The sequence below is a fragment of the Nocardia brasiliensis genome, assembly GCF_011801125.1.
In the GTDB taxonomy this organism is placed as follows: domain Bacteria; phylum Actinomycetota; class Actinomycetes; order Mycobacteriales; family Mycobacteriaceae; genus Nocardia; species Nocardia brasiliensis_C.
The window spans coordinates 2,585,297-2,608,532 of the sequence record NZ_CP046171.1 but is presented as its reverse complement, the minus strand read 5'-3'; the positions used below and the strand labels follow the sequence as shown (position 1 = coordinate 2,608,532).

At 70.3% G+C, this 23,236-nt stretch carries 22 protein-coding genes; 6 read left to right on the top strand and 16 right to left on the bottom strand.

From position 1 onward, the window contains the following. Positions 1-9: 9 nt before the first annotated feature. Together F5X71_RS11805 and nadA are read right to left on the bottom strand one after the other, a co-directional pair. On the bottom strand, positions 10-1,611 hold the full coding sequence (locus F5X71_RS11805) for an L-aspartate oxidase (protein WP_174817045.1): 1,602 nt from the start codon (positions 1,609-1,611) through the stop codon (positions 10-12). Next, a complete protein-coding gene (gene nadA, locus F5X71_RS11800; RefSeq protein ID WP_167461975.1) occupies positions 1,608-2,672 on the bottom strand; it encodes a quinolinate synthase NadA in 1,065 nt (354 codons plus the stop codon). Before nadA ends, F5X71_RS11805 begins: the two co-directional genes overlap by 4 nt. 76 nt (positions 2,673-2,748) lie before the next feature. Between nadA and F5X71_RS11795 the strand changes: the two genes are divergently transcribed. Further along, positions 2,749-3,507: an NUDIX hydrolase gene (locus F5X71_RS11795; RefSeq protein WP_167461974.1), complete on the top strand. Its 759-nt coding sequence runs from the start codon at positions 2,749-2,751 to the stop codon at positions 3,505-3,507. 18 nt (positions 3,508-3,525) lie between these two features. Here F5X71_RS11795 and F5X71_RS11790 read toward each other — a convergent pair whose 3' ends face one another. The 5 genes from F5X71_RS11790 to bioB all read right to left on the bottom strand — a co-directional run bounded on the left by F5X71_RS11790 (position 3,526) and on the right by bioB (position 6,433). Further along, on the bottom strand, positions 3,526-3,702 hold the full coding sequence (locus F5X71_RS11790) for a hypothetical protein (protein ID WP_167461973.1): 177 nt from the start codon (positions 3,700-3,702) through the stop codon (positions 3,526-3,528). Positions 3,703-3,893: 191 nt separating this feature from the next. Next, a complete protein-coding gene (locus F5X71_RS11785) occupies positions 3,894-4,427 on the bottom strand; it encodes a DUF1353 domain-containing protein (RefSeq protein ID WP_167461972.1) in 534 nt (177 codons plus the stop codon). A 94-nt stretch (positions 4,428-4,521) separates the two neighbouring features. Next, the gene (locus tag F5X71_RS11780; RefSeq protein ID WP_238815849.1) at positions 4,522-5,184 is read right to left on the bottom strand and encodes a DUF2567 domain-containing protein; all 663 of its coding nucleotides are present in this window, start codon (positions 5,182-5,184) and stop codon (positions 4,522-4,524) included. Further along, positions 5,184-5,411 carry a hypothetical protein gene (locus tag F5X71_RS11775; RefSeq protein ID WP_238815848.1) on the bottom strand — a complete coding sequence of 76 codons (228 nt, stop codon included), beginning with the start codon at positions 5,409-5,411 and terminating at the stop codon, positions 5,184-5,186. The genes F5X71_RS11780 and F5X71_RS11775 overlap by 1 nt, the downstream gene beginning before the upstream one ends. An 8-nt stretch (positions 5,412-5,419) precedes the next feature. Further along, positions 5,420-6,433, bottom strand: coding sequence for a biotin synthase BioB (gene bioB, locus F5X71_RS11770; RefSeq protein WP_167461970.1), 1,014 nt, complete (start codon positions 6,431-6,433; stop codon positions 5,420-5,422). A gap of 173 nt (positions 6,434-6,606) precedes the next feature. On the opposite strand from bioB, the gene F5X71_RS11765 reads away from it, so the two are divergent. Then, entirely contained in the window at positions 6,607-7,191 is a 585-nt protein-coding gene (locus F5X71_RS11765) for a TetR/AcrR family transcriptional regulator C-terminal domain-containing protein (RefSeq protein ID WP_167461969.1), read from the top strand. Positions 7,192-7,228: 37 nt separating this feature from the next. Here F5X71_RS11765 and F5X71_RS37440 read toward each other — a convergent pair whose 3' ends face one another. From F5X71_RS37440 to F5X71_RS11735, 6 genes are all read right to left on the bottom strand, one after another. Then, positions 7,229-8,437: an MFS transporter gene (locus F5X71_RS37440; protein WP_275106780.1), complete on the bottom strand. Its 1,209-nt coding sequence runs from the start codon at positions 8,435-8,437 to the stop codon at positions 7,229-7,231. Between the two features lie 210 nt (positions 8,438-8,647). Further along, positions 8,648-9,997, bottom strand: a complete 1,350-nt coding sequence (locus F5X71_RS11755) for an LLM class flavin-dependent oxidoreductase (protein ID WP_167461968.1) — start codon at positions 9,995-9,997, stop codon at positions 8,648-8,650. Beyond that, complete coding sequence (locus F5X71_RS11750) at positions 9,994-10,755, bottom strand: ABC transporter ATP-binding protein (RefSeq protein ID WP_174817044.1); 762 nt, start codon at positions 10,753-10,755, stop codon at positions 9,994-9,996. Before F5X71_RS11750 ends, F5X71_RS11755 begins: the two co-directional genes overlap by 4 nt. After that, positions 10,731-11,591 (bottom strand): ABC transporter permease, encoded by an 861-nt coding sequence (locus tag F5X71_RS11745; RefSeq protein ID WP_167461967.1) that lies wholly within the window; start codon positions 11,589-11,591, stop codon positions 10,731-10,733. The genes F5X71_RS11750 and F5X71_RS11745 overlap by 25 nt, the downstream gene beginning before the upstream one ends. Next, positions 11,591-12,682: an ABC transporter substrate-binding protein gene (locus F5X71_RS11740; RefSeq protein ID WP_174817043.1), complete on the bottom strand. Its 1,092-nt coding sequence runs from the start codon at positions 12,680-12,682 to the stop codon at positions 11,591-11,593. The genes F5X71_RS11745 and F5X71_RS11740 overlap by 1 nt, the downstream gene beginning before the upstream one ends. An 84-nt stretch (positions 12,683-12,766) precedes the next feature. Continuing rightward, the gene (locus tag F5X71_RS11735; protein ID WP_167461966.1) at positions 12,767-13,936 is read right to left on the bottom strand and encodes an alpha/beta fold hydrolase; all 1,170 of its coding nucleotides are present in this window, start codon (positions 13,934-13,936) and stop codon (positions 12,767-12,769) included. 227 nt (positions 13,937-14,163) lie between these two features. Here F5X71_RS11735 and F5X71_RS11730 point away from each other — a divergent pair, with 227 nt between their 5' ends. From F5X71_RS11730 to F5X71_RS11720, 3 genes are read left to right on the top strand one after another with little or no spacing between them, the layout of a single operon-like run. After that, complete coding sequence (locus F5X71_RS11730; RefSeq protein ID WP_167461965.1) at positions 14,164-15,195, top strand: FecCD family ABC transporter permease; 1,032 nt, start codon at positions 14,164-14,166, stop codon at positions 15,193-15,195. Beyond that, positions 15,192-16,067, top strand: a complete 876-nt coding sequence (locus F5X71_RS11725) for an ABC transporter ATP-binding protein (RefSeq protein ID WP_238815847.1) — start codon at positions 15,192-15,194, stop codon at positions 16,065-16,067. The genes F5X71_RS11730 and F5X71_RS11725 overlap by 4 nt, the downstream gene beginning before the upstream one ends. 47 nt (positions 16,068-16,114) lie before the next feature. Next, entirely contained in the window at positions 16,115-17,140 is a 1,026-nt protein-coding gene (locus F5X71_RS11720; RefSeq protein WP_167461964.1) for an ABC transporter substrate-binding protein, read from the top strand. A 59-nt stretch (positions 17,141-17,199) separates the two neighbouring features. Here F5X71_RS11720 and bioD read toward each other — a convergent pair whose 3' ends face one another. The 3 genes from bioD to F5X71_RS11705 form a co-directional block, all read right to left on the bottom strand. After that, on the bottom strand, positions 17,200-17,874 hold the full coding sequence (bioD, locus tag F5X71_RS11715) for a dethiobiotin synthase (RefSeq protein WP_167461963.1): 675 nt from the start codon (positions 17,872-17,874) through the stop codon (positions 17,200-17,202). Positions 17,875-17,945: 71 nt separating this feature from the next. Then, the gene (locus tag F5X71_RS11710; RefSeq protein ID WP_167461962.1) at positions 17,946-19,100 is read right to left on the bottom strand and encodes an 8-amino-7-oxononanoate synthase; all 1,155 of its coding nucleotides are present in this window, start codon (positions 19,098-19,100) and stop codon (positions 17,946-17,948) included. 134 nt (positions 19,101-19,234) lie between these two features. Continuing rightward, complete coding sequence (locus F5X71_RS11705) at positions 19,235-20,512, bottom strand: adenosylmethionine--8-amino-7-oxononanoate transaminase (RefSeq protein ID WP_174817042.1); 1,278 nt, start codon at positions 20,510-20,512, stop codon at positions 19,235-19,237. A gap of 601 nt (positions 20,513-21,113) precedes the next feature. Between F5X71_RS11705 and glgX the strand changes: the two genes are divergently transcribed. Next, complete coding sequence (gene glgX / locus F5X71_RS11700) at positions 21,114-23,234, top strand: glycogen debranching protein GlgX (protein WP_167461961.1); 2,121 nt, start codon at positions 21,114-21,116, stop codon at positions 23,232-23,234. Positions 23,235-23,236: the final 2 nt, after the last annotated feature.

The following is a 23,236-nucleotide window of genomic DNA, read 5'->3' as shown; positions in this document are numbered from 1 at the left end:
GGAGATAGATCAGGCGGGTGGGCCCAGTTGGGGTCGACCGGCGCCGTCGAGTCGGACCGAGAAGCTCAGGCGCAGCCGGTCATCGGGGTGGGGGTGATCGGATCTGGTGTGACAGCCCCGGCTTTCGGTGCGGGTCGAGGCGGTGAGCAACAGGGTGCGCGCCGCGAGGGTCAGCGCCGCGTCCTCGAGTCCGGCGACCCGTTCGGCGAAGCCCGCGCCGGGCACGAGCGTGTGGCGTGGCGTCACAGCGTCTTCCATCCGCTTGATCGCCTCGTCCAGGCCCGCCTGATCACGCACGACCGAGGCGTGCTCGCTCATCAACTGCTGCAGCACCGGCCGGTCGGCCGTCTCGGCGACGCGGGCCGGGATCGCGGCCACCGTCGCGGGCACACCCTGGCGTTCCGCGGCGGCGACCCCGACCCGTTCGCCGACCACGAGGCCCTCGAGCAAGCTGTTGGAGGCCAGCCGATTCGCGCCGTGCAGGCCGGTGCGCGCGACCTCGCCCGCCGCATACAACCCGGGCACGCCGGTGCGGCCGTGCGGGTCGGTGACCACGCCACCGCACTGGTAGTGCGCGGCCGGGGCCACCGGGATCAACTGCGTCGCGGGATCGATGCCCGCCTCGTGACAGGAGGCGGTGATCGTCGGGAACCGTTGCGCGAAACCGGCGATGGCGCGAGCGTCGAGATAGACGTGATCGGTGCCCAAGACCCGCATCCGGGCCGCGATCGCGCGCGACACCACATCGCGCGGCGCGAGATCGCCACGCGGGTGCACCCCCGCGGTCACCGAATCCCCTTCGGCGTCGACCAGAATCCCGCCCTCCCCGCGCACCGCCTCGCTGATCAACGGACGACGCCCGAGCCCGCCCGGGGTGAACAGCACCGTCGGATGGAACTGCACGAACTCCAGATCCGCCACCGCCGCACCGGCCCACAGCGCCAGCGCGACACCGTCGGCGGTCGCACCCGGCGGGTTGGTGCTCAACGCGTAGAGCTGCCCGAGACCGCCGGTGGCCAACAGCACCGCCGGGGTGTGCACGACGCCGAAACCGCGCTCCGACACCACCACAACGCCCTGCACACCGTCCGGCCCGGTGACGATCTCACCGGCCGCCGCACCGAACAACACCGGCAGACCCGCCGCGTTGAGCGCGCGCTGCACCTCCGCACCGGTCGCGTCACCACCGGCATGAATGATCCGCCGGGTACTGTGCCCGCCCTCCCTGGTACGCGAGATCTGGCCGTCCCGGCCGAGATCGAACACCGCGCCGAGGTCGGTCAGCGCCGCCACCGCGTCCTGCCCGCCCTCGACGATCGAGCGCACCGCATCGACCCGGCAGAGTCCGGCACCGGCCTCGACCGTGTCCTGCACGTGCGACGCCACCGAATCGCCTTCCGGCGCAACGACGGCGATGCCTCCCTGCGCGTATTGCGTGGACGTGTCGGTCGCCCCGCCCTTGCTGAGCGTGAGCACCCGCAGGCCCCGCAGTGAGGCGGTGCGCGCCGCCGTGAGCCCGGCGACGCCGCCGCCGATCACCACGAAGTCGGCTTCGGCCTCCCACTCGATCGACGGCCCGACCACTGCCGCGCGGGCAGAGGTCGGCGTCATTCACCACCGCCCGGATTGCCGATCTCGATCATGCGCTGGACCGAACTACGGCCACGGGCCGCGGTTTCCGGGTCGACGTGCACCTCGTCCCGGTTCTCCACCAGGCAACGCAGCAACGCCGCCGGGGTGATCATCTTCATGTACTTGCACGAGGCGCGATCGTTCACCGCCTGGAAGTCGATGCCCGGCGCGGCCTTTCGCAGCTGATGCAGCATGCCGACCTCGGTCGCCACCAGCACCTGCGTCGACGCGGCCGCACCACGGCGCTCCCGCACCTCCCGCGCCGCATCGATCATGCCGCCCGTCGAAAGAATGTGCACCCGCTCCGCGGGGAACGCGCCCTCACCAGCCAGATACAACGCCGAAGTCGCGCAACCACATTCGGGATGCACGAACAACTCCGCCTCCGGGTGGGTGCGCGCCTGCTCGGTCAGCTCGTCACCGTTGATACCGGCGTGCACATGGCACTCCCCCGCCCAGATGTGCATGTTCTCGCGCCCGGTGACCCGCTTGACGTGCGCGCCCAGGAACTGGTCCGGCAGGAACAGCACCGTGCGATCGGGATCGATCGAAGCCACCACGTCCACCGCGTTCGACGACGTGCAGCAGATATCGGTCAGCGCCTTGACCTCGGCGGTGGTGTTCACATACGACACCACCAGCGCGTCGGGGAACTCCGCCTTCCACGCCCGCAACTCCGCGGCCGTGATCGAATCCGCCAGCGAACAACCCGCCCGCTGATCCGGGATCAACACGGTCTTGTCCGGCGAGAGGATCTTCGCGGTCTCCGCCATGAAGTGCACACCGCAGAACACGATCGTGTCCTCGGGCGCCTCGGCCGCGATCCGCGACAGCGCCAGCGAATCACCCACGTGATCGGCCACGTCCTGGATCTCCGGCAACTGATAGTTGTGCGCGAGAATCGTCGCGTTTCGCTCGCGGGCCAGCCGCTTGACTTCCTGAGCCCACTGCGGCGTCGCCTCGACACCGGTGAACCCTGACGGCCCGTCGAACACCTGCTCCATCAGCGGAGGCGCCAGTTTCGCACCCATCGTCGCCATGATGGCTCCCTTCGTCGTGCGACCAGTTACACCACCGATTCGCACCTAACCAGGTTTTCGACTTATAATCGAAAACGTGCCCCATAGTAGCACCATCCACGAAACGCTCACCGCGGTGTTCCAGGTTCGCCGCTTCCCCGCCAACATCGCCGCAGGTCCCGACCCTGACGCGGCCGGAAAGGAGCACATCGGGCGGTGCCCTCCTGGACAACGGACCGAATTGGCCGTGTTGCTCTGGGAACGCGCGCTGGACCCGCAGAAGGGCACCTGGTCGCTCCCCGGCGGCCGGCTGCGCGACGACGAGGACCTCGACACCTCGGCGGGCAGGCAGCTCGCGGAGAAGGTCGACGTGCGCGAGCTGGCCCACCTCGAGCAGCTGTCGGTGTTCAGCGCGCCCGACCGGGTGCCAGCGCCGCGCCGGATCGCGTCGGCCTATCTCGGGCTGGTCCCGCTCACCGCCGACCCGCGACTCCCCGCCGACACCGCCTGGCATCCCGTCTCCGCGTTGCCGCCGATGTCGTTCGATCACGGCACGGTGGTCGAGCACGCACGCACCAGACTCGCCGCTAAGCTCTCCTACACCAATATCGCGTTCGCGCTCGCCCCCGCCGATTTCACCATGTCCACGCTGCGCGAAATCTACTGCGCCGCACTGGGCTACGACGTGGACACGACCAACCTGCAGCGAGTCCTCGCCCGCCGCAAGGTGATCACCCCCACCGGCCAGACCAGAGCACCCGGCCGCGCGGGCGGCCGCCCCGCCGCCGTCTACCGCTACACCGATTCCGGCATCCGAGTCACCGACGAGTTCGCCGCCCTACGCCCACGAACCTGACCGGGGCTGTCGAGCGGGCTATTCGGCGAAGGGCTTGCGGTGTTTGGTAGTGCGCCGGTAGCGGCGCTTGTTCGGGAGGGGTTGTGCGGCGTTGCTGCGGCGCAACGCATCTCGGCGGCGCCAGGCGACCAGATCCGCTCGCTCGGCGGTCGCGACGGAGGTCGGTGCTGCCGCCGCCCCGTTCTTTCCGTTCATCACCGGACCTCCTTCCTTTGTCTGGTCCGACCGGCGACCCTACGCCAGGGCGGGCGAGCCCTCCACCCATTTTCCGCACGTGCCCCGGGCCCGCACCGGTCGACGAAGGCGGCGACTTCGTTCGGCGACGGGCCGTAGCCCGCGTCGGTGCCGACCTCGATGACGGGCGTGTCCAGGGCGATCGGGCAGGCTCACGCGGTTTTCATCTGGGGTTCGGGCGGTGGCGCGGCGGTGCGGGTGAACACGCGGGAAACGGCCCAGCAGAGCAGTTCCACGAACCAGAACAGCACCAGGAACAGCTGCACCACGACGACCGGCACCGCGAGGAAGACCACCGACGGGATCGCGATCAACACCCAGAGCGCGACCGCACCGAGGCTCGCGCCGCGCAGCCCGCTGGTCAAACGCACCGCCGCCCACATCATCCAGCGGCGCGGCAGCGTCACGTTCATCTCGCGCAGGCAGCGGCGGAACAGCCCGTCCGCGTCGGCGACGCCCACCGCCCCGGTGCTGCGCAGATAGTCGTGCAGGATGGCGGCGCGGGTGTAGGCGCCGTAGCGCGGCACCAACCAGACCAGCACCCGCGGCACCGAGGCGAAGTCGGTGCGGAACCCGGCCGGGATCACGAACTCTTGGGAATCACCTTGATAGACGAGCGGTTCGACCACCCGCCAGAACTTCGCGTCGAGCTCCTCGACGACCAGCCCGCTACCGACGAACGCCACAATCCGTTCCTCTCCGAACGCACAGCGTGTCCCCCAATTCTAGGGGGCTGCGGTACATCTGAGCTGTCGACCGGGCAACGGTTCGGACAACGCGTCAGTGGCTGGGCCGGGGCTGGGGCAGCGATCCGGAACCGGCCTCGCCGGTTGGCTCGTATCCACCGTAGGGCACCGCAGGTCCACCCGGCCGGTACGACGCGTCGCCCGCGGGATAGGCGGGTGCGCCGAGCGTTCCGTACGGGTCCGTCGCGACGGCACGGGTTCCGGTGCCCAGGTCTTCGGTCGGGCTCAGCGCCGCGGCGAACAGCACGATGAGTGAGGCGACCAGTGGCTGCACGATCAGCGCCAGCCAGGTCCCCAATTCGCTCGGCAACTCGACGATCTGGCCGATCGGCGGATTGTGCGGGCGCGGATGCGCCCACGCGGCCACCTGCTCGCCGAGCTTCGCCATCACCATCGCACCGAGGATCGAGCCGGCCAGCAGCCCGAGTTGCAGCAGCGGCCCGCGCATCGCCCGCCACCGCCAGGCGGCGATCGCGGCGAGCAGTCCGGTGACCGCGCCGAGGCACACGAACATCGCGACCGCGTCGAACTGATGCGTGCTCTCCCCGGTGAGCACGGCGCCGCGGCCCTGCTCCACCACGAACAGCTGCTCGGTCGGCGCGAGCAGACCCCACAGCACGCCGACGAGCGCGCTGGCCAGCACCACGAGCAGCGCGACAACGGCGGCGCCGCGCGCCGCGTTCGGTGCCGCGCGCACTAGCGCAGTTCCAGACTGGCGGCGTCGATCACACCGTGCCGGGAGCATTTGGCCCACCAGCCGTCCGGACTCACCTGCACGATCATCCGGCGACCGCACCGCTCACAGAAGCGCGGCGGCTCGAGGCCAAGCGCGGCGGCCGCCGGCACGGCGTCGTCGCGGCCGGGCACGATCGGTTTGCCGGTGAACGGGTTGTAGCGCTCGTCCATGGGCATGACACTACTCATGCGGCGGATCAGAGGGTTTCGTTGAGCGCCTTGATCGGCATCTTCAACTCACCGAGCAGATCCAGATCCGCCTCGGCGGGCCTGCCGAGCGTGGTCAGGTAGTTGCCGACGATGACGGCGTTGATGCCGCCGAGCATGCCCTGCTTGGCGCCCAGGTCGCCGAGGGTGATCTCGCGACCGCCCGCGAAGCGAAGGATGGTGCGCGGCAGGGCGAGCCGGAACGCGGCGACGGCGCGCAGCGCGTCCGCGGCGGGCAGCACCTCGAGGTCGCCGAACGGGGTGCCCGGACGCGGGTTGAGGAAGTTGAGCGGGACCTCGTCCGGTTCGAGCTCGGCCAGGTTCGCCGCGAATTCCGCACGCTGCTCCAGCGTTTCGCCCATGCCGAGGATGCCGCCACAGCACACCTCCATGCCGGCGGCACGCACCATGCGCAGGGTGTCCCAGCGTTCCTCCCAGGTGTGCGTGGTGACCACGTTCGGGAAGTAGGAGCGCGAGGTCTCCAGGTTGTGGTTGTACCGGTGCACGCCCATCGCGGCGAGCTGGTCGACCTGTTCCTGGGTCAGCATGCCCAGCGAGCAGGCGACCTGGATGTCGACCTCGTTGCGGATGGCCTCGACGCCCGCGGCGACCTGGGCCATCAGGCGCGCGTCCGGGCCGCGCACCGCGGCGACGATGCAGAACTCGGTAGCACCGGTCTTTGCGGTCTGCTTGGCGGCCTCGACCAGGCTCGGGATGTCGAGCCACGCGGCCCGCACCGGCGACTGGAACAGGCCGGACTGGGAGCAGAAGTGGCAGTCCTCCGGGCAGCCGCCGGTTTTCAGGCTGATGATGCCCTCGACCTCGACCTCAGGGCCGCACCACTTCATCCGCACGTCGTGGGCCAGCGCGAGCAGCTCTTCGAGCTGATCGTCGCCGAGGCGGAGCACCTCGAGGGTCTGCTCCTGGGTGAGCCCTTCGCCGCGTTCGAGCACCTGCTCGCGCGCGATGGTCAGGATCGAGGTGTCTACGGGAGCCTGGGTCACTGCGCGAATCCCTTCGTCCGGCCGAGGTGGCCGTGCAACTTGAACGGCGTTCAGGTTAGGGTAGCGCAGGCAGTGAGTCAAAACACCGCGGCGGTACGCGGCGGCCCGACCGGCGGCCCCGAGGCGGTAGCGTGCACAGACAGGTACTGCGATGGATAGACGGAGGAATTCGGGTGCAGCTGCACAGAGCGGACGTGGTCGACGGCGCCATCGCGATTCTGGACCGGTACGGTCTCGCCGACCTGACCATGCGCAGGCTGGCCGGCTCGCTCCAGGTGCAGCCGGGCGCGCTGTACTGGCACTTCCCGAACAAGCAGGCGCTGCTCGGCGCGGTCGCGGACAAGATACTCGCGCCGATGGACGATCCGATCGTCGCGACCGAATGGGACGGCCAGATCAGCGAATTGGCACACCGGCTGCGCGACTGCCTGCTCGCCTACCGTGACGGCGCCGAATTGGTCTCGGCCACCTACGCTTCCCGGCTCACCACCAGCAAGGGGCGCGAACGCATGGTGAGCGCGGCCATCCGCGCGGGCATGCCCCGCCCTGAGGCCGAGCTCAGCTCCTTCACGCTGCTGTACTACGTGCTCGGCCAGACCGTCGACGAACAGTCCAGGATGCAAATGGATTCCGCGGGCGCGCTGCCCGAAGACGAGACCCCGCTCGACGAAACCCCGGACCCCACCGCCCGTTTCGACTTCGGCCTGCAGCTGTTCATCGCGGGTGTGCGGCACCTGCTCGGCAGCCGCGTGCGCTGAGGTCCATGCGGGCGTCGCCCGCATGCGGCGCGCCGGGTCAGGAGTCGACCGGAACCGGTTGCGCGCGTAGCCCGTTCGGCCCGGGAAACCAGCGATACATCGCGGCCGCGCCCACCACGGCGGCACCGGCCAGCGCGAAGGCCGCGACGCTCAGCAGCGCGACCGCACTGATCGCACCCGCGACCAGCGGACCCGCGAACATGCCGGTGTCGTGGGTCAGGCGCCAGGCCCCGAGGAACTCGGTGCGCCGGTCCTCGGGCGCGGCGTCGGCGCCCACGGTCATGATCACGCCGTTGCTGACGCCGTTGGCGAGTCCGAGCAGCACGGCGACCGTGCCGAGCCCGAGTACCGACGAGGTGCCGGGCAGCGCGGCGAAACCCAAGGCGAACAACACCATTGCCGGGACGCCGACGGCGCGGCTGCCGCGCCGGTCGAGCCAGATGCCCGCCGGGTAGGACAGCAGCACGTCCACCGCGCCCGCGATGCCGAACACCACGCTGGTCGCCGCGGCGCTGAGCCCGATGTGCGCCGCCCACAGCGGGAGCACCGCGACCCTGGCCGCCCGCACCGCCCCCATCAGCAGCGCCGCCGACCCCAAAGTGCCGAGCACCCCGATGTTCTCGACGACCACCGAGCGCAGCGTGTGCGCGTCCGGCTTGCCCCGCGCGTCGTCGGGCGCCGGGATCGCGACCATGGCCGCACCCGAGAGGAGCATGGTGGCCAGTTGCAGCCACAGCGCACCGCTCGGGCCCATCGCGTGCACGAGCACCGCGCCGAGGAACGGCCCGCCGAAGTAGCCGAGCCGATGCGATCCCGCCAGGGTGGACATCGCCCGGCCGCGGTCCGCGGCGGGCACCACCGCGACGATGTAGGTCTGGCGCGCCAGCCCCCACACGGCCGCGGCGGCGCCGTTGAGCAGCAATCCCACCGCCAGCACACCCTGATTCGGTGCGACGATGGCCAGCAGTACGCCGAGAACGCCGAGCAAGGAGCCCGCCCCGATCGCGCCCCGCTCCCCGATCCGCGCGACGATCCGCCCGGCGGGCAGATCGGCCAGCACCATGCCCAGCCCGCTCAGCGCGACCAGCAGCCCCGCCGACCCGAGCGACGCGCCGAGATCCAGCGCGCGCAGCGCGTACATCGGGGCGGCCGCACCGGCGCCGATGCCGTACAACACCATCGGGACGAAGACCGACCAGGTGAGCGAGCGCAGTCGAACCGCCTCGGCGCCTGCCGCGGCGCTCACCACGCCGCGGCCGGATCGGCGAGCCGCCTGATGTGCGTGCCTGTTCGCTGTCCTACCCGTGGCATCATGCGCCGCGGCACCGGGTTTCGGCGTGCGACCACGCGCACCACCGGGACGACCGAGCGCGACACGACACCCATGCTGCGCCGCCGCCGCACGGCGATGCCCACTGTCGTTGCGGCAGAGCCGAACTCGCGATACTCAGGGCACTCACTGTGCCAGAGCGGGGCGTCGGGCGAAGCGGCTCTCCGGGCGGGGCAACCCGAAGTGATCGCGCAGGGTGGTGCCGCTGTATTCGGTGCGAAAGAGCCCGCGTTCCTGCAGGATCGGGACGACGGTCTCGGCGAACACTTGGAGACCGCCGGGGTAGTACGGCGGCATCACGTTGAAACCGTCCGCGGCACCGCCGCGGAACCATTCCTCGATGGTGTCGGCGACCTGTTCCGGTGTGCCCGCGAACACGCGATGGCCACGCGCGCCCGCCAGACGGTGCAGCAGGCCGCGCACGGTCGGCCGCTCGCGTCGCACGATGCCCGCGACGACCTGCAGGCGGCTGCGCCCGTTGTCGGTGACATCGCCCGCGTCGTCGAACAGATCGACCGGAACGTCGCCGTCGAGCGGGAGGTGGCGCAGGCTCTTGCCGACGATGTTCTCCAGCTGCGTCAGGCCGTACTCCGGCACGGTGAGCTCGTTGAACTCGCGTTCGAGCCGCTTGGCCGCCGCCTCGGTGTCACCGATGAACGGGCTGATCCCCGGCAGGATCTTGACGTGCTCGGGATCGCGGCCGAAACCCTGTGCCTGCGCCTTGATATCGGCATAGAAGGCTTGCGCGTCCTCGAGCCGCTGATGGGCGGTGAAGATCGCCTCGGCGTATTTGCCCGCGAACGAACGCCCCTCGTTGGAGGCGCCCGCCTGGACGAGCACCGGGTGCCCCTGCGGCGTGCGCGGGGCGTTGAACGGCCCACGCACCCGCAGGTATTCGCCGACGAAGTCGATCGGGTGGATCTTGGCCGGGTCGGCGTAGCGCCCGCTCGCCTGGTCCAGCACGATGGCGTCGTCTTCCCAGCTGTCCCACAGCGCCACCACGGCGTCGACGAATTCCCGTGCCCGCGCGTAGCGTTCGGCGTGGTCGGGGTGTTTGTCCAGACCGAAGTTCGCGGCGGCGAGATCGGTTCCGGTGGTGACGATGTTCCAGCCGGCCCGGCCACCGGAGATGTGGTCGAGCGTGGAGAACAGCCTGGCCAGGTTGTAGGGCTCATAGTAGGTCGTCGACGCGGTCGCGATCAGACCGAGATGCGTTGTCGCCGTGGCGATCGCGGTGAGCAGCGTGATCGGCTCCAGCCCGGAGCCCGCGTTGTGCTCGACGTTGGTGCGCAGCGCGGGACCGTCGGCGAAGAACACCGCGTCGAGTTTCGCGGCCTCCGCGGTGTGGCCGATCTCCTGGTAGTAGGCGGCGTCATAGATCCGGTGCGGTTGGCTGTCGGGATGACGCCAGGCCGCCTCGTGGTGGCCGGACGGATAGATGAACGCGTTCAGGCTGAGCTGACGGGGATGACTCATGAGGCTTTCTTCTCTTCTGGACGAACGGTCGGCTGACCCGCGGGACCGACGCCGAGGCTGGCCAGCAGCAGGGACCGGTAGTGGTTGAACGCCGGATCACTGTGGTGGCGAGGGCGTTCCAGATCGATGCGCTGATCGACCGCGATGGCGCCCTCGTCGAGCACCAGCACCCGGTCGGCGAGCAGCACGGCCTCGTCGACGTCGTGGGTGACCAGCAGGACGGCGGGCTTGTGCCGGGCGCACAGGTCCTGCAGCAGCGCGTGCATCTTGATCCGGGTGAGCGCGTCGAGCGCGCCGAACGGTTCGTCGGCGAGCAGCAGTTCCGGCTCCCGCACCAGCGAGCGCGCCAACGCGACGCGCTGCTGCTCACCACCGGAAAGTTCTCTGGGCCAAGCCTTTTCGCGCCCGGCGAGGCCGACCTCGGCGAGTGCGGCCCGGCCGCGCTCGGCCGCGTCGTGGCCGCCGAGGCCGAGGATCACGTTGTCGAGCACCCGGGTCCACGGCAGCAACCGGGAATCCTGGAACACCACGGCCCGCTCGCTGGGCACGGTCAGTTCACCGGAACCGGGTACGTCGTAGTCCAATTCGGCCAGCGCCCGCAGCAGGGTGCTCTTGCCGGAACCGCTGCGCCCGAGCAGGGCGACGAATTCGCCGCGCGCGATATCGATGTCGAGGTCGCGCAGCACGACACGGTCACCGAAGCCGCGGCGCAGCTCCCTGGTCCGCACGACGTTCAGTCGCCCAGTGTCGCTCGCCATGACAGCGTCTTCCTTTCCACCGCGCGGACCGCGAGATCACCGAAAAGCCCGAGCAGGCCGTAGATCACGAGGCCGACCACGATCACATCGATCTGCCCGTAGGTGCGGGCCTGGGTCATCAGGTAGCCGATGCCGCTGGTCGCGTTGACCTGTTCCACCACGACCAGCGCCAGCCAGGCGATGGTGACCGCGAGCCGCAGCCCGATGAAGAAGCCGGGCAGCGAGCCGGGCAACGCGATCCGGCGGATGAAGCCCCAGCGCGAAAGGCCGACCGTCTGGGCGAGTTCCACGTATCTGGCGTCGACGCTGCGCAGGTACGCGTGGGTGTTGAGATAGATCGGGATCGCCACGCTGGTCGTGATGACGACCAGCTTCATCTCTTCGCCGATGCCGAACCACACGATGAACAGCGGAATCAGCGCCAGGGTCGGGATCGCCCGCTTGATCTGGATCGGACCGTCCACCAGCGCCTCGCCGATCCGGCTCAGTCCGGCGATCAGCGCCAGGACCAACCCGGCGAGCACACCGATGACCAGGCCGACACCGGCCCGCTGCACCGAGGTCAGCAGATTCGACTGCAGACGACCGTCCGCGGCCAGCTCGCTCGCGGTCTGGGCGACCACCCACGGCGCGGGCAGGGTCTCCGGATCCAGTGCGCCGGAGGCGGATCCGATCACCCAGGCCGTGATCAGCAGCGCGGGGCCGAGCGCGACGCCGAACGGAATCGGCCGCCCAGGGCCGAGCCGCCGCCGGGCCGGTTTGCGTTTGGCGAGCGCCTCGGCCTGCGCGCTACCGCGCCCCAGCCCGCTGAGTACGCCCGCGTCCAGTGTCGCCATCAGCGTTGCTTCGGTGCGTGCGCGGCACCGCTGGCGCTGACCGCCTCGGTGATCGCGGCGTCGAAGCGCAGATCGAAGCCCTTGGCGGCCTGCACCTTCCTGGGCAACTCACCCGCCTTGTCGATGGCGTCGATGGTGGCCTGCTGCCGCTCCACGAGCTGCTGGTCCAGGTGTGGGAAGGTGAGGATGCCGAGCGAGTCCACGATGCGCCCGGCATCCTCCGCGCTCACCTTCTGGTTGTCGATGTAGTACTTGCGCGCCCATTCGTCCTGGTGCGTGTTGGTCCACTGGTAGGCACGGACGTAGGCGCCGACCAGGGCGCGCGTCGCGGCCGCCTTGGCCGGGTCCTGGACCACCGCGCGCCGCGCGTACAGGTACGCGAGCCCACCGTAGATGCCGTCGGTCTCACTGTCGGGAATCAGGCTCGCGCCCGGAGTCCGCAGCAGGCGGGTGACATTCGGCTCGAGCAGCGGGGCGACATCAACCTGCCCGGTGCGCACCGCGTCGAGGAACTCGGCCAGCTGCAGTCGAACCAGTTGCGCGTCAGCGGGTTTCAGGCCCACCCTGTCCAACGCCCGCAGCACCGCCGCCTGCTGGGCGGTGCCTTCGGCGTAGGCGATCTTCTTGCCTTTGAGGTCGGCCAGCTTACTGATCTGCTTGCCGGGCGCGACCGCGAGTTTCAGTGCGGTGGTGCTGGTTTGGTAGGCGGCGACGATGGGCACGTCCTGGCCCGCGGCCAACGCGTGGATCGGCGGGACGTCACCGACCGGCGCGATATCGGCCGCCCCGGCGCGGAACGCCTCCAGGATCGCGGGTCCACCGATGAAGTTGGCGAACTCCACCTTGAACGGCAGCTTGTCCAGCTCACCGGACACCCGCAGCGCGGTCTGCAACCGCTCCTGCTGGTCGGCGACGACGAGTTTGGTTCCAGCCGGAACCTCCACGGGCAGTGGCGTATCGGCGACGGGACCGACCGGCTTGTCGGAGTTCGAGCAGCCGGTGAGTCCGAGGGTCGCAACGGTTGCCACGGCGAGCAATGCGGCGGTGGTGCGGCCATGGCGGCCGAACAAGGACGTGCGTGGTCGGTACATACCGGGATTCAAACAAGACAAATCCGGCCGGAACACCGTTTGTCTCAGGCTGGTTCGAACTGGCCCAGCCTGGTCCGAACCGGCTCAGCGTGGTGCGGCCGCGGCGCTCGTCGTGCGGACCTGCTGCTGATAGCGCTGGATGAACGGCACGACCTGCTGCTCGATCACCGTGTTGTACTCCACCGGCCGCTGCATCGGATTGGCGTGCCCCGTGTTTCGCGCCCGCACCACCGAGAGCGTGCCGTCGACGCCACCCACCTGATCGATCAGCACCCGGTGCGAGTACTCGACATCGACCACACGATCGCGGCTCGCATCCCTCGGCCGGATGAATACGACTGCGGGGCGGGTCTTTCCGTGCGTCGGCCCGGCCAGGGCGCGCAGATCGTTCGTCGCGCCGCCCGCCACGATCGCGGTGAACTGCGCCTCGATCAGACCGTTGCTCGCCGCGTTGCGCGAGAAGATCTTCTCCCGCAGCACCTCGTCGAGCACCGCACGCAACCGTTCGAACCGGATGCCAGGCGGCGTGCCGCCACCACCGTGCGAGACGAAACGGTCGCGCCGCGCATAGGTTTCCACCGCCAGCCGCAGCAGCCTGCTCTCGCGCGCGCCGGGCAGCCAGCGCATCCAGCGCACCATATCCTCGCCCCGGCCCCGGCTCTCCGGCCGGACCGCGTCCAGGTCCACCGGGGTGCAGTCCAAGATCACCCCGACCAGCCTGCGGTCGCTGTCGAGGTGCAGGTGCTTGGCGACCTCCAGCGCGATCACCCCGCCCATGCTGTGCCCGACCAGCACGACGTTCTTCAGCCCGGACAGTTCGGCGGCACGCACGATCAGATCGGCGATGACCTTGGTGTCGATGCCTTCGTTGTCGTAGCGGATCGCCCACACCACGCCCATCCGTCGCAGCGAAGGCAGCGCCGCGGCGGTCGCGCCGGCGTCGAGGTTGCCGAGGCCGACCATGTCGACCACCACGGTGTCCCAGTCGCGCGGGTCGGCCGGGGCCGCCACGGGCAGGATCGCGGGGTCGGTGCGCGCGAGCCGCGCCGCCTCCGGTTTCACGTCGAAGGTCAGGTACTGCGCGTAGCAGACCAGCACGGCGACGAACAGTACGAGCACCCGCACCACCGCCGACTTGGTCCGGCGCAACGTCTTCCACTCGTGCCACGGGTTCGTTTCCCGTAACCGGGCTTTGCGTCGCGCGTCGTCCCAGTCCGCGACGGTGGACGGGTGCCGGTCTTCGAACGGCGACATCCTCCCCACTGTAGGTAAGCGAACCGGGCCGTCGCCACGTCGCCCGCAACCCCGCGCGGGCGTGGACCCGACCGACCGGTAGAGTTCTCCCGTCCTACCTGGCAGGTGCGGGAAACCGGTGTGAATCCGGTACGGTCGCGCCACTGTGATCGCCACCACGGCGAGAGTCAGACCTCCCCTGCCACGCAACTCTGGAGAGGCCGCGACTTGCCTGTGGAGCAACGCCGATGAACCGTGCCCGCACGGCGATCGTGCTGCCCGTCCTCGGCGGGTTGCTCGTCTGCGCCATGATCCTCGCGACCGGATTCGGCGCGGAGAATCTGCCGGTCGCCACGGTCGTCGAGGTGCTGGGACGCCGGCTCACCGGGCAGGCGCCCACCGACTTCGGGCTCGACACCATCGTGTGGCAGCTGCGGGTGCCGCGCACCGTGCTCGCCGCCATCGTCGGGGCCGGCCTCGCGCTGGCGGGCACCGCGATGCAGACGCTGGTGCGCAATCCGCTCGCCGATCCGTACCTGCTGGGGGTGTCCTCGGGCGCGGGCGTCGGCGCGGCCGCCGTCATCACCTCCGGGCTCTTCGCCGGGGCCGGCGTGTGGGCGCTCTCGGGCGGCGCGCTGGTCGGCGCGTTCGTCGCGGCGGCGCTGGTGTTCCTGATCGCCGTGGCGCAGGGCGGACTCACGCCGCTGCGACTGGTGCTCACCGGCACCGTGCTCGGCTCCGCGTTCGCCGCGCTGAGCAGCTACCTGATCTTCCGGCGCCCCGATCCGGCCGCCGCCCAGTCCGTGCTGTTCTGGCTGCTCGGCAGTCTCGCCGGGGCCGATTGGACCCGAATCGCGTTGCCGCTCAGCGTGGTCGCCATCGCGGGCCTGATGCTGCTGGTCACCGGCGGGTGGCTGGACGCGCTGACCGTCGGCGCGGATACCGCCGCCTCGCTGGGTGTTCCGGTCAAGGAGCTCCGGATCGGCCTGTTCGTATTGCTCGCGGTGCTCGTCGGTGTGCTCGTCGCGGTGTCGGGCGGCATCGGCTTCGTCGGGTTGGTCGTACCGCACGCCACCCGCCTGCTGGTCGGCCCGCGGCACCGCAGCCTGCTGCCCGCGTGCGCGCTCTGCGGCGCCCTGTTCCTCGTGGTCGCCGACGCCTGCACCCGGGTCATCGTGCGGCCCACCGAGATCCCCGTCGGCGTGCTCACCGGCCTCATCGGCGCGCCCGTCTTCCTGATCCTGATGGGCCGCCGCCGCTACCGCTTCGGGGAATCGTGAACCGGCACGGCGGCCCGGTCGAGACGAAGGAAACGGTCCGGCAGGACGGCGCGGCACTACCGGACGAAAACCAGGCAACGGCCGAAAGCGGCGGTGCGGCCGCGACACTGACCGTCGAGGAGCTCGCCTGCGCGGCGGGCAGGCGAACGGTGTTGTCCGAGGTGAGTTTCACGGTGCGGGCCGGTGAGACGATCGGGATCGTCGGGCCGAACGGCACCGGCAAGACCACCCTGCTGCAGGTGCTCGCAGGGGTACGCAAGCCGGTACGCGGCCGGGTGCTCGTGGACGGCCAAGTGCTGCACGGGTTGTCGGCACGTAGGCGCGCCAGGGCGGTGGCGTCGGTGGCGCAAGACGAGCGGCCGCCCGCCGACCTGCGCGCCGGTGAGGTGGTGGCGCTCGGGCGCACCCCCTACCTGCCGCCGTGGGGCGCCGGGTCACCACGCGAACAGCAGGTGATCGAACAGGCGCTGGCCACCGTCGATCTGGCGGGCTTCGCCGACCGTCCGGTGCATCACCTTTCCGGCGGCGAGCGGCAGCGCGTGCTGCTGGCGCGCGCCCTGGTCCAGGACACGCCCGTGCTGCTGCTGGACGAGCCGACCAACCATCTGGACATCACGCACAGCCTGGAACTGCTCGCGCTGGCCCGCACCCTGAACCGCACCGTGGTCGCGGCGCTGCACGACCTCACCTTGGCCGACCGCTACTGCGACCGAATCCTGGTCTTGCACAACGGCACCGCCCACCCGCTGGCGCCACCGGCCACCGCACTGGCCCCCGACATCGTCGAAGCCGTCTTCGGCGTGCGGGCGCTACGGGTTCCCCACCCGCACACCGGCCACCCCCACCTGCTCATCACCCCGCGTGTCCCATGAGCGGCAGAACTTTTCGGAACTATCGGCGAACGACGAGAGGGAGACGGATGAGACACGGGTTGCGCGTACTGCTGGCGCTGGCGCTGGCCGCGACGGTGGCCGGGTGCGCCGCCGACAGGTCCGCGAGCGGCGATCTGACGGTGCGCAATTGCGATGCGGACGTGCGCTTTCCCTCCCCCGCACAGCGACTGTTCGTCAATGACGGCAATCTGATCTCGATGGTGCTCGCGCTGGGCGCGCAGGACCAGACGGTCGCGGTCTCCAGCGTGCAGCGGGACGCGGACACGCTGCGCAGGCACTACGGCCCCGCCGTCGATAAGTTGAAATCCGTTGCACCCGAGTATCCGTCGCGAGAGACCGTGTTGGCGCAGGGCCCCGACGTAATGGTGGCCGGTTGGAGCTACGGCTACGACGAGGCGAAGAACCTCACCCCGGATTCGTTGCGGAAGGCGGGCATCGCGGCCTACACGCTCACCGAGAGCTGCCGCCAACGCGACGGCGAGAAGCCGCGCGGCATCGTCGAGCCGTGGACGGCGCTGCGCACCGACCTCGCCAACCTCGGCGCGATCACCGGCCGCACCGAGCGCGCCACCGAACTCAACGCCGACCTGGATCGGCGCCTCGCCGCGTTACGCGCCGCGCCGCGGGCCGAGCGCACCCCGACCATCTTCCTGTTCGACAGCGCCACCGACTCGCTGATGTCCAGCGGTAGTTTCGGTGCGCCCCAAGCGATCCTGGAGGCGGCGGGCGGGCGCAACGCGCTCAGCGACGTCCCCGACACCTGGACGCGGGTGTCCTGGGAGCGGCTCGCCGCCGCGGACCCCGACGCCATCATGTTCGTCGACTACCCGCCACAGACCTTTGCGCAGAAGCTCGACGCGTTGCGCGCCAAGCCGGGGATCAACCAGCTGCGCGCCGTCAGGGACGGCCGCTTCCTCAATCTCCCCTACGCCATGTGGACCAGCGGACCGCTGAATATCGATGCCGCGGAACAGATCCGCAAGCAGCTCGAGCAATGGGACCTGGTCCCCGCGTCCGCGATCGAGCCACAGGCCGACGACGCGCTGCGCTGACCGGCACTCGTTGCGGCTTGCCGCGCCGGGTGCCCGAAATCCGCAGGGGCGCGCGACGGTCAGGCCAACGGTGACCACGCCGGGTCGAACCACGAGGGCGCCGCGCTGGTGAAACTCACGCGCGGCCAGGAACCCGCGCCGGCGGGCACCACGCCGACCACTTCCACGCCGGTGTGGCGCGGCAGATCAACCCGATTGCATCGCATGGCGAGGTCGGGTTCGGCGGGCCAGGCGCCGATCACCACGCCCGCACAGCGCACGCCTGCGGCATGCAATGCGCGGGTGGTCAATTCGGTGTGATTGAGTGTGCCGAGTCCGGCCGCGACCACCACCAGCACCGGCGCGTCGAGCTTTTCGGCCAGGTCGAGCAGGGTGAAATCACCGAGCCGCACCAGCAGCCCGCCCGCGCCCTCCACCAGAACGAGATCGGCGTCGCCGAGTTCGGCGATGCCCGCGACGGTTTCGGCCAGGGTCAGTTCCGGCAGCCCGGCGCGCCGCGCCGCGGTGTCGGGTGCCAAAGGGTCTGGGTACCTGGCGAATTCGACGGTCCGCTGGACGCCGCTGAGCCGCTCGATCGCCGCGAGGTCGCCCGGTTCCCCCGGGGCGACGCCGGTCTGCCCGGGTTTGCACACCGCGACGGTTTTCCCTTGCGCAAGCGCCACCGCCGCGACGGCCGCGGTCACCACCGTCTTGCCGACGTCGGTGGACGTCCCGGTGATCAGCAAAACACCCACAATCGCTCCTGCCATCGACCCGCACCCGCGCCGCCGCCGGGTGCGCGGCACAGCGGGGCACTGTTGTTCGCTTACGTGTGCGCCAGCTCCGGCGCCTGGGCATCGGCCAGTACCGCACCGAGAACCGTTGCGATGGCGGCGATCTCGTCCGGCGTCAGATTGGCACGGGCGGTGAGGCGCAGGCGGGAGGTCCCTTCCGGCACCGACGGCGGGCGGAAACAGCCGACGTCCAACCCGCGGGCTCGGCATTGCTGGGCCGCCTCGAAGGCCACCTGCGCCTTGCCGAGCACCACCGAGACGACCGCCGACGCGGGGGCGGGCACCGCGGCGATGCGGGCGATGTCGGCGGCGCGCTCGAGCACGCGGGTGGCCAGCTCGGGTTCGCGGCGCAGCACGCCGAGTGCGGCATGGGCCGCGCCGACGGCGGCGGGCGCGAGGCCGGTGTCGAAGATGAAGGTGCGGGCAGCGTCCACCAGGTGGGCGCGGACCCGCTCGGCGGCGAGCACCACGCCGCCTTGCGCGGCAAGGGCTTTCGACAGCGTCGCGGTGATCACCAGATCCGGTTGACCGGCCAGCCCGAGTTCGTGCACCAAGCCGCGACCTCCGGCGCCACGCACGCCGAGGCCGTGCGCCTCGTCCACGACCAGCACCGCGCCCCGCGCGCGGGTGACCCGGTGCAGCTCGACCAGTGGCGCGAGATCTCCGTCGGCGCTGAACACCGAGTCGGTGAGCACCAGCGCCCGTTCCTCGGTGCGCGCGGCGAGCAGCCGGTCGACGGCGTCGACATCGCGGTGCTCGGCGACCGCCACCCTGGCCCGCGACAAGCGGCACGCGTCCACCAGCGAGGCATGGCTGCCCGCGTCCGAAACCACAAGGGCCCCACGCCCGGCCAGCGCGGTGACCACACCGAGGTTGGCGGCGTAGCCGGAGGCGAACACCAATCCCGCTTCGGCGCCGACGAATTCGGCGAGGTCCGCCTCGAGCTCGGCATGCGCGGCGGTGGTCCCGGTGACGAGCCGGGAGCCGGTGGCCCCCGCGCCCCACCGGCGCACCGCGGCCACCGCGGCGTCGATCACCTCGGGGTGGCGCACCAGCCCCAGGTAGTCGTTCGAGGCGAGGTCGATCGCGGGCGAGTGCGCCGCCCGCGGCCGCAGTTCCCGGCGCAACCCAGCGGCCACCCGCGCCGAAGCACGCTCGTCCAACCAGCTCAACGGATCGATAGTCACAGCTCCGCAGCATACTTGAACGCCGTTCAAGTCGCACACGCGGACGACTCGGGCATTCCCCGGCGCACCACCCCCTTCGCGAGCCCCCACCATCGCCGACGAGACAGCGCGGCGCGGGCTCGTCGCCCGAGACCTCAGCGAACCTGCGCCGCGACGGCCGCCCGCATCCCCGCGGTGATCGTCGCGACCTCCTCGGTGGTGCTGATGAACGGCGGCATTGTGTAGATCAGGTTCCGGAACGGCCGCAGCCACGCCCCGGCCGCCACCGCCGCGTCGGTCGCAGTGCGCATGTCCACCGGCCGGTCCAGTTCGATCACGCCGATCGCGCCGAGCACCCGCACGTCGACGACGCCGGGCAGCTCGCGCACCGGCGCGAGGCCCGCGGCGAGCTCGTCCGCGATCCGCGCCACCTCGCCGCGCCAGTCCCGCGCGCGCAGCAGCTCGATCGAGGCGACCGCGACCGCGCAGGCCAGCGGATTGCCCATGAAGGTCGGCCCGTGCATCAGCCCGCCGTGGCCCGCGCTGATGGTCTCGGCGATCCGCGCGGTGCACAGCGCGGCGGCCAGCGTGAGATACCCACCGGTCAGCGACTTTCCGACGCACAGCACGTCCGGGCTCACGCCGACCTGATCGGCCGCGAAAAGCGTTCCGGTGCGGCCGAATCCGGTCGCGATCTCGTCGAAGACGAGCAGCACGCCGTGTTCGTCGCACAGCCTGCGCAGCTCGGTCAGATAACGCGGATGATGCCAGCGCATGCCGCCCGCGCCCTGCACGATCGGTTCCACGATGACCGCGGCGAGCTCGTCGGCGTGCGCGCCGATCAGCCGCGCCAGCTCCGCCACGTACTCCGGCTCGTAGTCGCGCGGCGGCATCGGCGCGAAGACCTGATCGACCAGCACGTCGGTCCACAGCGCGTGCATGCCTCCCGCGGGGTCGCACACGCTCATCGGGGTGAAGGTGTCGCCGTGGTACCCGCCGCGCCAGGTGAGCAGCCTGCGCTTCGCGGGCCGCTGCTGGCTGCGCCAGTACTGCAGGCACATCTTGACCGCGACCTCGACGGCGACCGAGCCGGAATCACAGAGGAACACCTTGTCCAGCCCGGCGGGGGTGATCTGGACGAGCAGTTCGGCCAGGCGCGCGGCCGGTTCGTGGGTGAGCCCGCCGAACATCACATGGCTCATCCGCTGGGATTGCGCCACGAGCGCGGCATCGAGCACGGGGTTGCGGTAGCCGTGGATGACCGCCCACCACGAGCTCATCCCGTCGACCAGCACCCGGCCGTCGGCCAGGGTCAGCCGGGCGCCGGCCGCCTCGGACACCACCAGCGGTTCGGTGGTCGCCGGAAATCCGCCGTAGGGGTGCCAGACGTGTTCGGCGTCGATGGCGGTGATCTCGTCAGGTGTCAGTGCCACAGCAATCCTCGCGGTCGCGACCGCCCGGCCGGACGACCGGGCTTGAACAGCGTTCAAGTTACCATCCGAGCTGCGCCGTGAAAGCCGTCGACGGCCTTCTCGACGCGACTTGGCGCCGCGCGGGCCATTCAGCCACGACGGCCGCCGCCAGCGGGTGCGACTCATCGCCGGGGGCAAGTCGAACCTGCGTCTTCGGCTCGGTCATCGAACGCCACGCCCGCCGCTGCGCCGACGAATACAGTTGGGACACAAGGCATGACAGCGTGCAGAGGACACCGTCGCGAAGCAGCGGCCGTACCCGCGACTGGGTCGCGGATCTCTTCGGCCGAACCCGGAGCCGACGCCCCGAGCCACCCACAACGGAATCGACCTCGTGCCACGCGAACCTCGCACACCGGGCATAGCTGCGGGATTACCAGACTTCCTCCAGACAGGCCGCCCGGCTGGGGGCCACGTGCGGTATCGGGCGGCCCGGCCCGGCAAGCTGTCCGGTTCACCCACCGGCGGACCGGGCCGATCACGCCCCTTACACCGTCGGACCGACCGCCCGGTCGCAACCACCCGCAGCACCCGAATCACCGCTGCCGCTAGTGTCGTTGCTATGGCTCAGCCCGACGCAGCGCCCGGTGACGCGACACCACTCGGTGTGTGGCCCGGCACCGCTTACCCACTGGGCGCGACCTACGACGGGGCGGGCACCAACTTCTCGGTGTTCTCGGAAGTTGCCGACGCCGTCGAGTTGAGCCTGATCGCCCGGGACGGCACCGAGTCGCGCGTCGCGCTCGACGAGGTCGACGGCTACGTGTGGCACGCCTATCTGCCCGCCGTCGGGCCGGGCCAGCGCTACGGCTTCCGGGTGCACGGCCCCTACGATCCCGAGCACGGCCTGCGCTGCGATCCGAGCAAGCTGCTGCTCGACCCGTACGGCAAGGCGTTCGACGGCGCGTTCGACGACCATCCGTCGCTGTACACCCACGGACTGGACTCGCTCGGCCACACCATGACCGGCGTGGTGATCAACCCGTACTTCGACTGGGGCACCGACCGCGCGCCGAACCGGCCCTATCACGAGACGGTGATCTACGAGGCGCACGTCAAGGGCATGACCGCGACGCACCCCGACGTGCCGGAAGAGTTGCGCGGCACCTACTCCGGCATCGCGCATCCGGCGATCATCGAGCACCTGAAAGGCCTCGGCATCACCGCGATCGAGTTGATGCCGGTGCACCAGTTCCTGCAGGACCGGGTGCTACTGGCGCAGGGCCTGCGAAACTACTGGGGCTACAACAGTTTCGGTTATCTCGCACCGCACAACGAGTACGCCGCGACCAAGCGCGCCGACTCCGCGGTGACCGAGTTCAAGGCGATGGTGCGCGCGCTGCACGCCGAGGGCATCGAGGTGATCCTCGATGTGGTCTACAACCACACCGCCGAGGGCAACCACCGCGGCCCGACCATCGGCTTCCGCGGCATCGACAACGCCGCGTACTACCGACTCGTGGACGACGACCCGGCGCTCTACATGGATTACACCGGCACCGGCAACAGCCTGAACGTGCGCCACCCGCACACGTTGCAGTTGATCATGGACTCGCTGCGGTACTGGGTCCTGGACATGCACGTCGACGGCTTCCGGTTCGACCTGGCCGCGACGCTGGCGCGCGAGCTGCACGACGTCGACCGGCTGTCCACGTTCTTCGATCTGGTGCAACAGGATCCGGTGGTGAGCCAGGTGAAGCTGATCGCCGAGCCGTGGGACGTCGGCGAGGGCGGCTACCAGGTCGGCAACTTCCCCGGGCTGTGGACCGAATGGAACGGCAAGTACCGCGACACGGTGCGCGACTACTGGCGCGGCGAGCCCGCGACGCTTGGCGAGTTCGCGTCCCGGCTCACCGGCTCCTCCGACCTCTACGAGGCCACCGGCCGCAGGCCGAGCGCGAGCATCAACTTCGTCACCGCGCACGACGGGTTCACGCTGCGAGACCTGGTGTCCTACAACGAGAAACACAACGAGGCCAACGGCGAGGACAACCGCGACGGGGAGAGCTGGAACCGGTCCTGGAACTGCGGCGTCGAGGGGCCCACCGACGACCCGGACATTCTCGCGCTGCGCGCCAGGCAGAGCCGCAACCTGCTGGCCACGCTGGTGCTCAGCCAGGGCGTGCCGATGCTCGCGCACGGCGACGAGATGGGCCGCACCCAGCACGGCAACAACAACGTGTACTGCCAGGACTCCCCGCTGGCCTGGATGGATTGGTCACTGATGCACAAGAATTCGGATCTGCTCGAGTTCACCCGGCACGTGATCGCGTTGCGCACCGAGCACCCTATTTTCCGGCGCCGCCGCTTCCTCGACGGCAGGCCGGTGCGCTCGCGCGACCACGCGCGCGATGTCGCCTGGCTCACCCCCGACGGCGCGGAGATGACCACCACGGACTGGGACAGCGGGTTCGGCAAGTCGCTGACCGTGTTCCTCAACGGCATGGGCATCCACGAGCCGGACCCGCGCGGGCAGCGCATCACCGACGACTCGTTCCTGTTGTGCTTCAACGCCCACGACGAACCGATAGATTTCACCCTGCCGAATTCCGACTACGGCATGTCCTGGACGGTCGCGCTGGACTGCGCGACGCCGACCGGCATCGCCGAAGCGCACTACCCGGCCGCGGCCACGGTCACGGTCGAATCCCGTTGTCTACTCGTCCTGCGCCACGCGGGATGACC

Bases quoted from the DNA above. Each gene is read 5' to 3' on its own strand.
- F5X71_RS11805 (WP_174817045.1), bottom strand. From the start codon at position 1,611: ATGACGCCGACCTCTGCCCGCGCGGCAGTGGTCGGGCCGTCGATCGAG.
- nadA (WP_167461975.1), bottom strand. From the start codon at position 2,672: ATGGCGACGATGGGTGCGAAACTGGCGCCTCCGCTGATGGAGCAGGTG.
- F5X71_RS11790 (WP_167461973.1), bottom strand. From the start codon at position 3,702: ATGAACGGAAAGAACGGGGCGGCGGCAGCACCGACCTCCGTCGCGACC.
- F5X71_RS11775 (WP_238815848.1), bottom strand. From the start codon at position 5,411: ATGAGTAGTGTCATGCCCATGGACGAGCGCTACAACCCGTTCACCGGC.
- F5X71_RS11755 (WP_167461968.1), bottom strand. From the start codon at position 9,997: ATGAGTCATCCCCGTCAGCTCAGCCTGAACGCGTTCATCTATCCGTCC.
- F5X71_RS11750 (WP_174817044.1), bottom strand. From the start codon at position 10,755: ATGGCGAGCGACACTGGGCGACTGAACGTCGTGCGGACCAGGGAGCTG.
- F5X71_RS11745 (WP_167461967.1), bottom strand. From the start codon at position 11,591: ATGGCGACACTGGACGCGGGCGTACTCAGCGGGCTGGGGCGCGGTAGC.
- F5X71_RS11740 (WP_174817043.1), bottom strand. From the start codon at position 12,682: ATGTACCGACCACGCACGTCCTTGTTCGGCCGCCATGGCCGCACCACC.
- F5X71_RS11735 (WP_167461966.1), bottom strand. From the start codon at position 13,936: ATGTCGCCGTTCGAAGACCGGCACCCGTCCACCGTCGCGGACTGGGAC.
- F5X71_RS11730 (WP_167461965.1), top strand. From the start codon at position 14,164: ATGAACCGTGCCCGCACGGCGATCGTGCTGCCCGTCCTCGGCGGGTTG.
- F5X71_RS11720 (WP_167461964.1), top strand. From the start codon at position 16,115: ATGAGACACGGGTTGCGCGTACTGCTGGCGCTGGCGCTGGCCGCGACG.
- glgX (WP_167461961.1), top strand. From the start codon at position 21,114: ATGGCTCAGCCCGACGCAGCGCCCGGTGACGCGACACCACTCGGTGTG.